Annotated in this window: 12 protein-coding genes; 5 read left to right on the top strand and 7 right to left on the bottom strand. The window is 71.1% G+C overall.

Annotated features, from left to right (window positions below):
- The first annotated feature begins 65 nt into the window (after positions 1 to 65).
- Positions 66 to 1,292 carry a glycoside hydrolase family 64 protein gene (locus OG710_RS22200; RefSeq protein WP_330240883.1) on the top strand — a complete coding sequence of 409 codons (1,227 nt, stop codon included), beginning with the start codon at positions 66 to 68 and terminating at the stop codon, positions 1,290 to 1,292.
- A gap of 121 nt (positions 1,293 to 1,413) precedes the next feature.
- Positions 1,414 to 2,034 carry a YceI family protein gene (locus tag OG710_RS22195; protein ID WP_330240882.1) on the top strand — a complete coding sequence of 207 codons (621 nt, stop codon included), beginning with the start codon at positions 1,414 to 1,416 and terminating at the stop codon, positions 2,032 to 2,034.
- 82 nt (positions 2,035 to 2,116) lie between these two features.
- Here OG710_RS22195 and OG710_RS22190 read toward each other — a convergent pair whose 3' ends face one another.
- From OG710_RS22190 to OG710_RS22180, 3 genes are all read right to left on the bottom strand, one after another.
- Positions 2,117 to 2,662 carry a DinB family protein gene (locus OG710_RS22190; protein ID WP_330240881.1) on the bottom strand — a complete coding sequence of 182 codons (546 nt, stop codon included), beginning with the start codon at positions 2,660 to 2,662 and terminating at the stop codon, positions 2,117 to 2,119.
- An 84-nt stretch (positions 2,663 to 2,746) separates the two neighbouring features.
- Positions 2,747 to 4,318 carry an FAD-dependent oxidoreductase gene (locus OG710_RS22185; RefSeq protein ID WP_330240880.1) on the bottom strand — a complete coding sequence of 524 codons (1,572 nt, stop codon included), beginning with the start codon at positions 4,316 to 4,318 and terminating at the stop codon, positions 2,747 to 2,749.
- Positions 4,315 to 4,821, bottom strand: coding sequence for an ATP-binding protein (locus OG710_RS22180; RefSeq protein WP_330240879.1), 507 nt, complete (start codon positions 4,819 to 4,821; stop codon positions 4,315 to 4,317). Before OG710_RS22180 ends, OG710_RS22185 begins: the two co-directional genes overlap by 4 nt.
- A gap of 111 nt (positions 4,822 to 4,932) precedes the next feature.
- Here OG710_RS22180 and OG710_RS22175 point away from each other — a divergent pair, with 111 nt between their 5' ends.
- Positions 4,933 to 5,757, top strand: coding sequence for a helix-turn-helix domain-containing protein (locus OG710_RS22175; protein ID WP_330240878.1), 825 nt, complete (start codon positions 4,933 to 4,935; stop codon positions 5,755 to 5,757).
- Complete coding sequence (locus tag OG710_RS22170) at positions 5,754 to 6,005, top strand: DUF397 domain-containing protein (RefSeq protein ID WP_330240877.1); 252 nt, start codon at positions 5,754 to 5,756, stop codon at positions 6,003 to 6,005. Before OG710_RS22175 ends, OG710_RS22170 begins: the two co-directional genes overlap by 4 nt.
- Here the strand turns inward: OG710_RS22170 and OG710_RS22165 are convergent.
- The 4 genes from OG710_RS22165 to OG710_RS22150 form a co-directional block, all read right to left on the bottom strand.
- Entirely contained in the window at positions 6,002 to 6,661 is a 660-nt protein-coding gene (locus OG710_RS22165; RefSeq protein WP_330240876.1) for a class I SAM-dependent methyltransferase, read from the bottom strand. The genes OG710_RS22170 and OG710_RS22165 overlap by 4 nt on opposite strands.
- 37 nt (positions 6,662 to 6,698) lie before the next feature.
- A complete protein-coding gene (locus tag OG710_RS22160) occupies positions 6,699 to 7,871 on the bottom strand; it encodes a glycoside hydrolase family 3 N-terminal domain-containing protein (protein ID WP_330240875.1) in 1,173 nt (390 codons plus the stop codon).
- Between the two features lie 139 nt (positions 7,872 to 8,010).
- The gene (locus OG710_RS22155; protein WP_330240874.1) at positions 8,011 to 8,862 is read right to left on the bottom strand and encodes a GH25 family lysozyme; all 852 of its coding nucleotides are present in this window, start codon (positions 8,860 to 8,862) and stop codon (positions 8,011 to 8,013) included.
- Positions 8,863 to 9,097: 235 nt separating this feature from the next.
- A complete protein-coding gene (locus OG710_RS22150; protein WP_330240873.1) occupies positions 9,098 to 9,571 on the bottom strand; it encodes a carboxymuconolactone decarboxylase family protein in 474 nt (157 codons plus the stop codon).
- A gap of 177 nt (positions 9,572 to 9,748) precedes the next feature.
- Between OG710_RS22150 and OG710_RS22145 the strand changes: the two genes are divergently transcribed.
- Positions 9,749 to 11,380 (top strand): adenosine deaminase family protein, encoded by a 1,632-nt coding sequence (locus OG710_RS22145; protein WP_330240872.1) that lies wholly within the window; start codon positions 9,749 to 9,751, stop codon positions 11,378 to 11,380.
- Positions 11,381 to 11,428 lie beyond the last annotated feature (48 nt).

Here is an 11,428-nt window from a genome sequence, read left to right as displayed (position 1 = left end):
GTGGTCGCACCTCCACCCCCCACCGTGGTCGCACCCCCACCCCCCACCCACTCGGGAGTCGCCGTATGTTCTCGCGCCGGAAGTTTCTGACGGGCTCGGCCGCCGCCGCCACCGCGCTGACCTACCCCCTGTGGGGCAGCGCCCTGAGCCCAGTGGCGTCGGCGTCCGCCGCCACCTGTGAACTGGCCCTGGTCAACCGCTCGTTGCCGGGCTGCGTCAACGCCTATGTCACCGGCCACGAGCAGTCCACCGGCCGCTGGGTCCTGCTGCGGCCCGGCGGCGGGGTCTGCCGGCCGGACTCCCCGGCCGCCCCGCAGACCCCGCTGCCGGTGGACTGCGCCATCCCGCTGAACGGGGCGGGCGGCGCGCCGGTCGTACTGACGCTGCCTCAGATGTTCGGGGCGCGGGTGTACTTCGTGCGGGACGACACCCTGGACTTCTTCCTCAATCCGGGACCCGCCCTGGTCGAGCCGGCGTTCGCGACCCCGGCGGACCCGAACTACGGGCGCACCTGGTCGTTCTGCGAGTTCACGTTCAACCCGCAGCAGCTGTACGCGAACATCAGCTACGTCGATCTGGTGACCGCGCTGCCGATCGGCCTGACCTTGGAGGGCGACGCCACGCACACGGTCGCCCCGCTTCCCGCCGGCGCCGTGCAGCGGATCGCCGACGGCCTCATCGCCCAGGCGGCCGCGGACGGCCGGCCCTGGGACCGGTTGGTGACCCGCGGCGCGAACGGCAGCGTGCTGCGGGTCATCTCCCCGCAGAACCTGATGGCGCCCTACTTCGACCGCCCGGACCAGATGCCGTTCCGCGACCTGTTCACGGGGTACGTCGACCAGGTCTGGGACAAGTACCGCTCGACGGACCTGCGGATCGACCTCCAGGGCGGGCGGGGCGTGCGCACCGGCCGGGTGAGCGGCGACACGCTGGTGTTCGAGGGCGGGCACACCTTCGCCCGGCCGTCCTCGAAGGACATCTTCACCTGCAACCACGGGCCGTTCACCAACAACCCGGCGGACAGCGACGACAAGAAGGCGCTGCTGGCGCGGCTCGCGGCGGGCTTCAACCGCTCGATCATGCTCAGCCACCCGGACCAGCCGAACGGCACCTCGGCGGCCGACTACTACCGGGGTGCGGTGACCAACCACTGGTCCCGGATCGTCCACGCCAACAGCCCGATCGGCTACGCGTTCCCGTACGACGACGTACGGCCGGAGGGGCAGCCGGACGTGTCGGGGGCGGCGAACGACGGCAACCCGAGGCGGTTCACGGTGAGTGTCGGTTCCTGACGCTCCCGCGAGGCCCGGCCAGTAGATGTTGAACTTTGAACAAGATGGGGCTACAGTGAATCTCGTTGAAGGTTAAACAACAGGTCGGGCCCGCTCTCGACCTCGTCCCCGAGGAGGAGCCATGGCTCTGTTCAACCGCAAGAACGACACCGCCGCCACCGCCGTGACCACGGCCGAGGTCGACCCCGCCCTGGCCGCCCTCACCGGTGACTACACGATCGACCCGGCGCACAGCAGCATCGGCTTCACCGTGCGTCACGCCATGGTCACCAACGTGCGCGGCTCCTTCGCCGAGCACGAGGGTTCCCTCACGCTGGACGGCGGCGACCCGGCCAACTCGACGGCCTCGATCGACGTGAAGATCGCCAGCGTGGACACGGGCATCAAGGACCGCGACGGCCACCTGGTGAGCGGCGACTTCTTCGACGCCGAGAAGTTCCCCCTGATGACGTTCCGCTCGACCTCCGCGGAGCAGCTCGGCGGCGAGAAGTACCGCGTCACGGGCGACCTCACCATCAAGGACGTGACCCGCCCGCTCGCCATCGACCTGGAGTTCAACGGCTCCGCCACCGACCCCTACGGCAACGAGCGCGTCGGCTTCGAGGGCAGCGCCGAGATCCTGCGCTCCGACTGGGGCCTGACCTGGAACGCGGCGCTGGAGACCGGCGGCGTCATGGTCAGCGACAAGGTGAAGCTGAACTTCGACATCTCCGCGATCAAGACGGCCGCCGAGGCCGCCTGATCCCCGCACCGCACCACCGCACCACCGCGCCCGCCGCCCCTCCCCTGCCGGGAGCGGGCGGCGGGCGCGGTGGTGTGCCCCGTCAGCCCATCGTCTTCTGGCCGTCCAGGGCCTCGCGGATGATGTCGGCGTGGCCTGCGTGCTGGGCGGTCTCGGCGATGATGTGCATCAGTACGCGGCGGACCGACCAGTGCGCGTCCGCCTGGAACCACGGGGCCTTCGGCAGGGGGTGCGAGAGCCCCAGGTCGGGCAGGGACGCGACCAGCGCGTCGGTGCGGGCGGCCACCTCGGCGTAGGCGTCCAGCACACCGGCCAGGGTCTCCCCCGGCAGCATCCGGAACTCGTCCGCCCGCTTCTGGTAGTCGGCCTCCGTCAGCTCGCTGAAGTCGGGCATCGCCGAGGGGCCCTTCTCGATGAAGCCCACCCAGCCCTGCTCGACCGCGGTGACGTGCTTGATGAGGCCGCCGACGCACAGCTCGCTCGCCGTGGTCCGCTGCCCGGCCTGCTCGTCGGTCAGGTCACGGGCGGTGAACCGCAGGAAGTTCCGGTGCTCACCCAGCGCCTGGAGGAACTCCGCGCTCTCGTCCGAGCCGGTGGACGCGGTGGTCTTCTCGCTGCTGGCGTTCATGATGTGCTGCCTTCCGTCGTTCCTGTTCCGCCGTCAGAAACGACTTTAGAAGCCGTATAGGTCAGTTCTGGTCCTATACGCGGCTCACCGCCGCCGGAGCTTGAGCGCGTTGTCCGTCCGGGTGGTCGGATTGCCGTCCGGGTCGTTCTGGACGCGCTCGAACTCCTCGCTGAGCAGCACCTCCCACTCCCCCTCCGGCAGCTCCAGCGAGGCCAGCACCTCGTCCGGGGTCGGGAAGTGCATGGCCGCGTGGTGGTGGTCCCAGGCCGGGAAGCCCGCGTGGCCCACGATCAGCAGCACCCCGCCGGGGGCCACCGCGCGCGCCGCCCGGTGCAGGATGCGCTCGCGCGGCAGGTCGCCCATGGAGTGCAGGTAGTGGGCCGAGACGAGGTCGTACTCCCCTTCGGGGAACGAGGCGCCCAGGTCGCAGAACCGCCAGTCCACCCGGTCGGCGACCTCCCCCTCCGCCGCGTGCCCGGCGGCGCGGGCCAGCGCCACCCGCGAGATGTCCGTCGCGGTGACCTCCCAGCCCCGGCGGGCCAGCCACACCGCGTCGGCACCCTCCCCGCAGCCCAGGTCGAGCGCCCGGCCCGGCTTCAGCTCGCCGGCCTCGCGGACCAGCACGGTGTTCGGGTTCCCGCTCCAGATCCGGTCGCTCTCGCGGTACCGGTCGTCCCACATCTCCGCGTCGGAGGGGGTGTCGCGGGCCTCCACGGCACGCCGGGTGTCCGCCAGGACGAGGTCCCCGTTGATGGCCGCGCCCGCCTTCAGCCCGGCCGCCGCCGCGACGATGACCTGGTCCATCAGCCCGGTCACGTTTCCCGCCACCCATACGCCGGCCGCCGCCGTGCGGCCGGTCGGGTCCGCCTCGACGGACGAGCCGATCGTGTCTCCGGCGGCCTCCACCGCGACGGGCCGCAGTCCCAGGCTCTCCAGCAGCCCGGACCGGGCCGTGAACCGGGGCTGGACGACCACGGCCGCCCGCTCGACCACCCGGCCGTCCGCGAGCCGCACCCCGGTCAGCCGGTCGCCGCTCGCCTCCAGCCCGGCGACCTCGCCGTCCACGACGGCGATCCCGCGCGCCGCCAACTGCTCGTACTCCTCGTCACCGGGCTCCGGTCCCCGGTGCAGGAAGAGGGTGACGTCGTCGCTCCACTGCCGCCACAACAGCGCCTGGTGGACGGCCATACCGCTCGTGGCGACGACACCGATCGCCGCGTCCCGCACCTCCCAGCCGTGGCAGTACGGGCAGTGCAGCACGTCGCGGCCCCACCGTTCGGCCAGGCCCTCGATCGGCGGCAGTTCGTCGGTCAGCCCCGTGGTCACCAGCAGCCGGCGCGCCGTGACGGCCGTGCCGTCCGCGCACACCACCCGGTACGCGTCGTCCGGCAGCCGCTCGGCCACCAGTGCCTCGCCGCTCAGGAACTCCACGCCGTACCCGGCCACCTCCTCCCGGCCGATCGCCAGGAGCTCCGAGGGCGGGGTGCCCTCGCGGCCCAGGTAGTTGTGCATGTGGGACGCGGGCGCGTTGCGCGGGCTGCCCGAATCGATCACCAGCACCGAGCGCCGGGCCCGGCCGAGGGCGAGGGCCCCGCTCAGCCCGGCGGCCCCGCCGCCGACCACCACTACGTCGTACATCTGCGTCATGTCGCTCATGCGCGCACCTCCATCTGCGGCGATGGTGCGCCCCGTCCGGCCTGCCCGGCAAACATCCTTGCCGGTTCGGCAAGGATGCGCGCCGGGGCCGCGAACTCGCACCAGACGATCTTCCCCGGATTCCGCTCCCCGACGCCCCACTTCTCCGCGAGCGCGGCGACCAGCGTCAGCCCGCGCCCGCCCTCCGCCAGGGGCTCCGGCCACCGGGCCGATCCCAGCACCTCGCCGTCCCCGCTGTCGTGCATCTCGACCCGCAGCCGACCCCTGACGCACTCCCAGTACAGGAACAGCTTGAATCCACGCCCCGGCGGCACCCCGTGCACGAGCGCGTTGGTCGCGAGTTCGCTCACGCAGAGCAGCACATCGTCCGTGTTCACCTTGCGCTCCTCGCACGCCCAATCGACCAGGGCCTGCCCCACGAACCTCCGTACGAGCGGCACGGACCTGCGCTCACGGCGGTAGAAGGCTTCGCGGGATTCGAGGAGTTGAGTTCCTTCGTTCATGAGGCAAAGGTCACACGCTGTCACTACTGTCGTGCAGTGCGTCAGGTCGTACAACGCCGATGTACGACCTCTGACGGATCATCAAGGGCGCGTGACGGGGAGAGGCACTGCATGAAGAGCGGGAAGAACAGCAGGAAACGCGTGACGTCGTGGCACCTCATCGGTGCGCAGTTGGCGACATTCCGTAGGGCGGCGGGATTAACGCAGTCGGCACTCGCCGAGCGCAGCCGCGTCAGCGAGGACACGATCGCGTCGGTCGAGCAGGGACGGCGCCCGCTCCAGATGGACCTGGCCATCCTGCTGGACGACATCCTGGAAACCAAGGGGGCCTTGCAGGTCGCGGTGGCCAAGGTCCCTCAGAAGGAACGGTTTCCGGCCTTCGTCCAGGACTTCGTCGAGTACGAGCAGGAGGCGGTGACCCTGATGTCGTACCAGAATCAGGTGGTGCCGGGGCTGCTCCAGACCGAGGAGTACGCGCGGTTCGTCTTCTCGTGCCAGTACCCGCCCTTGGAGCTGGATGAGCAAGAAGAGCAAGTGGCCGCCCGCCTCGGCAGGCAACGTCTCCTGGACCGCAAGCCGCGTCCCATGCTGCACTTCATCCTGGAGGAGAGCATCCTGCGCAGCGAGTTGGGAGACCCCGCCGTTATGCACGAGCAGATCCGGCGCCTGCGCGAGTGTGCCGAGCTGCCCTTCATCGGATTTCAGATCATGCCGATGAAGCAGGCCAAGCACGCTGCTCTCGATGGCCCCATGGTTCTCCTTGAGACCCCGGACCACGACCACCTCGCCTACGTGGAGGGACAGCTGGTCAGCGTCCTCCACGATGACCCGAACGACGTCAGCGTGCTCCAGCAGAAGTATGGGATGCTCCGATCGCAGGCGCTCTCACCCGAAGAGAGCATTCGCCTCATGGAACACCTGCTTGGAGAGAGATGACCCGCGCAGCACACGGCACCGGACTCACTTGGTTCAAGTCCAGCTACAGCGGCAGCCAGGGCGGCGACTGCCTTGAGGTCGCCTACGACTGGCACAAGTCCAGCTACAGCGGCAGCGAGGGCGGCGCGTGCGTCGAGGTCGCCGCGCACCCCGCCGCCGTACACATCCGGGACTCCAAGGTGACGGACGGCCCCGTCCTCACCGTCCCGCCCACCGCCTGGACCGCGTTCCTCCGGGCGAACAGCTAGCACCTCACGGCCGCGAGGTAGACGCGACGGGCCCTGATCTCGCCCTCGTACGCCTCGCGGACCGTGCGGCCGTCGAGCCGGAAGCCCGCGTCCCGGACCGCCGCGCTCAGCTCGTCCGCTGTGAACTCCGCCCAGTAGACGCGTAGTTCGCTGCCCAGCGGATCGTCGACGACCTGGTCCGACGTGCCCTCCTTCGCCACGATCAGCAACTGGCCGCCGGGGCGGATCGCGGACGCCCAGCCCGCCAGGACCTCGGGCAGCACCCGCTTGGGCCGATCATGCAGCGAGTAGTACGCAACCAGCCCGTCGAGCGGGCCGCCGGTGAGCGCACCCTGGTCCATGACGGCGAACCGGCAGCCGGGCCGCTCGCGCCGGGCGAGTTCGACGCAGCGGGGCGACAGGTCGATACCGAGCACGTCGAGGCCGTACGAGGCGAGCAGAGCCGTCACATGGCCGCAGGGCCCGCAGCCCGCGTCGTACACCCGGCCACCGGCCCCGACCCGCTCCGCGAACGCGCGCAGCACCTCCAGGTCGTACGGCTTGCCGTCCAACTCGTCGCGGAACAGCCGGAGATAGTGCTCCGCGCGGGCGTCCCAGACACGGACGACGTCGGCGGTGCTGCCGGGCACGGGCGGGGACACGGGCGCGTCGGTCACCCCCGCAATCTATCGGCCGCCCGCCGGGCCCGTGCCGTTACAGTCCGGCGCGCAGGGCGTTCACGCGGGCCGCCGCGGCCTCGAAGGACGCCGGGTCGATCGCGCCGCCCAGTGCCTCGCTGAGGGCGGTCACCGCCTCGTCCCCCTGGGCGACGCTGCGCGCCGAGCACAGGATGAGGTCCATGCCCGCGGCGGCGGCCCGCACGGCGCGGGCGGACGTGCCGCCGTAGGGGGCGAGGGCACCGGCCTCCAGGGCGTCGGTGACCGTGACGCCCGTGAAGCCGAGCCGGTCGCGCAGTTCGCCGACGACGGTCGGCGAGAGCCCGGCGGGGCGGGCGGAGTCGAGCGCGGTGTAGACGGCCCAGGAGAGCATGACGAGCTTGACGCCCGCGGCTATCGCGTCCCGGTACGGGGCCATGTCGACGCCGCGCAGGGTGGCGGCGGAGGTGCCGATCGTGACGGTGCGCAGATCGGTGTTCTGGCTCGCGGTCGCCGGGCCGAGGCCGGGGAAGTGCTTGGCGGTGGCGGCGACGCCCTCGCGCTGCTGGGCGGTGATGAAGGTGGACGAGCAACTGGCCACGGCGGCGGCCGACTTGCTGTACGAGCGCTCGTACTGGTCGGTGAAGTCGCCGTTCTTGCGGTAGACGTCGAGGACCGGGGCGAGGTTGACGTTCATGCCGACGCCCGCGAGGTTCATGCCCGCGCCCTCGCCGGTGAAGTCGGCCCAGTAGTGCGGATCGGCCGAGGCGCCGACGTCCTTGGCGGACTTGACCGGCTCGCCGGGCAGCCGGCGGATCATGCCGCCCTCCTGGTCGGTCATCAGGAGGAGCGGGGCCTGCACCGGGGACGAGGCGTGGGCCGCCTTCATCGCGTTCACGACGCTCTCGATCTGGGTCAGGTCCCGGATGTTCTCGCCGAAGAAGATCACCCCGGCGGTGTGCCCCTGCGCGATCGCGTCCATCAGGGAGTCGGGCGGCGTGAGCCCCGGATAGGAGTGGATCACGCAGCGTCCGGCGCGTTGCAGCGGGGACAGGGCGGCGAAGTGGGGGCGGGTGCCTCCGGACGGGCGGCCGGCCGTCGGCGTGTCTTTCGCCGGTGAGCCTTCCGCCGGTCCGCGGGCCGCCTGTGCTCCGGCGGCGGGGGCGAGGCCGCCGGCCAGGGCCGCGGCTCCGGCGAGCAGGGCGCCGCGCCTGCTGAGGGACGGGGTCATGTCGTGCTCCTTCGTGAACGGTCGTGGCGTGGAACGGTGGGGACACGCGGAGGCCGGAGCGGCCGGGGAGGTCCGCTCCGGCCTCCTCCCCCGTCGTCAGAGGTGGTGTCCAGGGTGGCAGGGGTCTGCGGCCGTCACGTCACGGGGTGTTGTTGGCCAGGGCCAGCAGGCGCGAGCGGTCGCCGCTGAAGCGGTCCCGGTCGACGTTGCCGGAGACGCCGCTCACCGATCCGGTGGAGGTGTACTGCCAGACCGTCCAGAAGGGGAAGCCGCCCGGCATGCTGGGGCTGCCCGCCGAGGTCCAGTGGGCGACCCAGAGCGGGCTGCGGGAGTACATGCCGTTCCAGCCCCCGGTGCAGGTGTTCCACCAGCTCGGGCTGGTGTAGATCACCACGTCGCGGCCGGTGCGGGCCTTGTACCGGTTGTAGAAGTCGAGGACCCACTGCCGCATGGCGGTCTGGGAGTAGCCGTAGCAGGTGCCCTCGATGTCCAGGACGCCGGGGAGCGTGAGGTTGTCGCGGGACCAGGCGCCGCCGTTGCTCGCGAAGAAGTCCGCCTGGGCCGCGCCGCCGGAGACGTCCGGCCGGGCGTAGTGGTACGCGCCCCGGATGACGCCCGCGTGGTAGGCGTTGTAGTAGTTGGCGCTGAACGTGGGGTCCTTGTACGTCAGCCCCTCGGTCGCCTTCATCCAGGCGAACTCGATGCCCGCGCCGCGCACGGAGCTCCAGTTGATGCCGCCCTGCCAGCTGGAGACGTCGATGCCCACGGGGTTCGCCTTCAGGTTGGCGTCCGGCGTGGTGTCGAGATGCCGGGTGTCCGGCTTGAAGTCCTTGCTGTCCTGGAGGTAGCCGACGCCCATGTACCCCTTGCCGTAGGGCACGGGGTTGTCCGGTACCGGCGCCGACGCGGCGCTGCCGGACATCAGGCCGAGCAGCAGCGCGGCGCTGGTGCCGATGACGCCGGCTGCGGTGAATCTGTTGCGAGTGGTCATGGGGAGCCTCCTGCTGGTGGGGGGAGCGGCCGTCGTCCGGCCGCTCGGGCAGCACGCTTCACGCCGTGGTCTACGCGCGTCTACTTGTCGCGAACACGTCACAGTGAGCCACAGAAAGCTCCCCCGGTAAACAGTTTCCGCTCCCCGCTAGTGGTCCAGACCACTTCACGTCCGTGTGAGCTGCGCGAACGACCGCCGCCCGGCGGAAAGTTTCCGGGCGGCGGCGCTCCCGCGCTCAGGCGTACTGGCCGGGCACGTAGTCCCCCGCCGGCTGCCGGGTGGCCACGTTCAGGCGGTTGAAGGCGTTGATGAGGGCGATCGTGCCCACCAGCGCCGCCAGCTGGTCCTCGTCGTAGTGCTTGGCCGCGTTGGCCCAGACCTCGTCCGGTACGCCGCCGGCCGCGTCGGCGATCCGGGTGGCCTCCTCGCCCAGTTCCAGCGCGGCCCGTTCGGCCTCGGTGAAGACGGTGGCCTCGCGCCAGGCGGCGACCAGGTTGATGCGCAGGGCGGTCTCACCGGCGGCGGCGAGGTCCTTGGTGTGCATGTCCACGCAGCCCGCGCAGCCGTTGATCTGGCTGGCGCGCAGCACGACGAGTTCCAGGGTGCGGGGCGGCAGCGCGGTCTCGGCGAGCGCCTTGCCGGCGGCCGCGAGATGCTTCACGGCCTTGGACGCGACCGGGTTGGCGAAGAGGTTCAGTCGAGCTTCCATGAGGGGTCCCCTGTGGGTCGGAGCGAAGTACCTGCACCCCTCTGACGGAACGGCCGACGACGATGTGACAGGCCCGGTGTCCACTCATGCCCGCACCCTCACTCGATCGGGTGAACGTCCCCTGATCTGAGCATGATTCGGGGGAAAAACGGCCCGGACGGGCGCGATCATGCCTCGGTGATCTCTACCAACCGGACGGCCCGCCGTCCCAAGTCCCCACTCCTGACAGGGTTCGGCGGTGCGCTCGCGCTGCTGACCCTGCTTCCCGCGATCCCGGCGACCGCCGCCCCCGCTTCCGCTTCGGATTCCGCGCGGGACGGTGCCGTGCGGGCGGCCGCGCCCCGCGCGGTGACACCGGCCGAGCGCCGTACCGCCGCCCACCTGGACTCGCTGCGCAACCGGCCGGCCCAGCTGCGGGCCTTCTTCAAGGCCCTGCCGAAGGGCGGTGATCTGCACAACCACCTGTCCGGCGCGGTGACCACCGAGTACCTGCTGAAGCTGGCGATCGAGCAGGGGCTGTGCATCGACGCGACGATGACGGCCGTGGCCGCGCCGTGCGGCCCCGGCAGCCGGCCCGCCGCCGACTCGAAGACGGACGGCGCGTTCCGGCAGCAGATCATCCGGGCCTGGTCGATGCAGGACTTCCCGGCCGACGAGTCCGGGCACGACCACTTCTTCGACACCTTCGGCAAGTTCGGCATGGCCACCTGGTACGCACGGGGCAAGATGCTGGCCAATGTCGCGGACACCGTGGTCAAGCAGAACCAGTTCTATCTGGAGACCATGGTCAGCCCGGCGTCGGAGAGCGCCAAGGCGCTGGCCGACGCGGTGGGTTACGACGCCGACCTGGCCTCGCTGCACCGCAAGCTGCTGGCCGGCGGCAAGCTGGACAAGGTGGTGGACGAGGCGGTCCAGGAGGCCGACGACACCGACGTCCAGTTCCGGGAGGCCGCGCACTGCGACACCGCGCGCCCGGCCCCCGCCTGCAAGCTGCCCGTCCGCTGGATCTCCCAGGTGTCGCGCGGCAGTTCGCCGGTCCGGGTGTTCACGCAGATGGCCGTGGGCATGCGGCTGGCCGAGCGCGACTCCCGGTTCGTCGCGGTCAACCTCGTACAGCCGGAGGACTGGGACAGCTCGCTGGAGAACTACAGCCTCCAGATGCGGATGCTGAAGTACCTGCGCGGCCAGTACCCCGGCGCCCACCTCACCCTGCACGCCGGTGAGCTGGCACCCGGCCTGGTCAAGCCGGAGGACCTGACCTTCCACATCAACGAGGCGGTACGGGTCGCCGGAGCCGAGCGCATCGGCCACGGCGTGGACCTGGTCCACGAGGACGACTGGCGCGCCCTGGCCCGGACGATGGCGCGGCGGCACGTCGCGGTCGAGGTGCCGTTCTCCAGCAACAAACAGATCCTCGGCATCGCGGGCGACGACCACCCGTTCAACGCGTACCGGCGCTATGGGGTGCCGATCGTGCTGTCCACCGACGATCCGGGCGTCTCGCGGATCGACATCAGCCACGAGTACCAGTACGCGGCCCAGACCTACGACCTGTCGTACACCGAGCTGAAGGACCTGGCCCGCGCCTCGCTGGAGTACGCCTTCCGCGACGGCCGCAGCCTGTGGGCGACCGGTACCGCGCCCTCCGGCTACCGCGTGGTGGCGGCCTGCCGGGCCGACCGCCCCGGTGACGGCTCGCCGAGCGCGCGCTGCGCCAACTACCTGGCGAGCAGCCCGAAGGCGGCGACCGAGTGGCGCCAGGAGGCGGCCTTCGCGGCCTTCGAACGCACCCACGGCGGTCGCGGCTGAGCGGCCCCACCCGCTGCGCACCGTGAGGGGTGCGGGACTTCGGTCCCG

This window comes from Streptomyces sp. NBC_00525, from assembly GCF_036346595.1.
In the GTDB taxonomy this organism is placed as follows: domain Bacteria; phylum Actinomycetota; class Actinomycetes; order Streptomycetales; family Streptomycetaceae; genus Streptomyces.
This window is presented reverse-complemented; position numbering and strand designations above follow the sequence as displayed.

Coding starts and splice junctions, on each gene's coding strand:
- OG710_RS22190 (WP_330240881.1), bottom strand. CDS start 2,662: ATGAACGCCAGCAGCGAGAAGACCACCGCGTCCACCGGCTCGGACGAG.
- OG710_RS22160 (WP_330240875.1), bottom strand. CDS start 7,871: ATGACCCCGTCCCTCAGCAGGCGCGGCGCCCTGCTCGCCGGAGCCGCG.
- OG710_RS22175 (WP_330240878.1), top strand. CDS start 4,933: ATGAAGAGCGGGAAGAACAGCAGGAAACGCGTGACGTCGTGGCACCTC.
- OG710_RS22195 (WP_330240882.1), top strand. CDS start 1,414: ATGGCTCTGTTCAACCGCAAGAACGACACCGCCGCCACCGCCGTGACC.
- OG710_RS22200 (WP_330240883.1), top strand. CDS start 66: ATGTTCTCGCGCCGGAAGTTTCTGACGGGCTCGGCCGCCGCCGCCACC.
- OG710_RS22150 (WP_330240873.1), bottom strand. CDS start 9,571: ATGGAAGCTCGACTGAACCTCTTCGCCAACCCGGTCGCGTCCAAGGCC.
- OG710_RS22155 (WP_330240874.1), bottom strand. CDS start 8,862: ATGACCACTCGCAACAGATTCACCGCAGCCGGCGTCATCGGCACCAGC.
- OG710_RS22180 (WP_330240879.1), bottom strand. CDS start 4,821: ATGAACGAAGGAACTCAACTCCTCGAATCCCGCGAAGCCTTCTACCGC.
- OG710_RS22170 (WP_330240877.1), top strand. CDS start 5,754: ATGACCCGCGCAGCACACGGCACCGGACTCACTTGGTTCAAGTCCAGC.
- OG710_RS22185 (WP_330240880.1), bottom strand. CDS start 4,318: ATGAGCGACATGACGCAGATGTACGACGTAGTGGTGGTCGGCGGCGGG.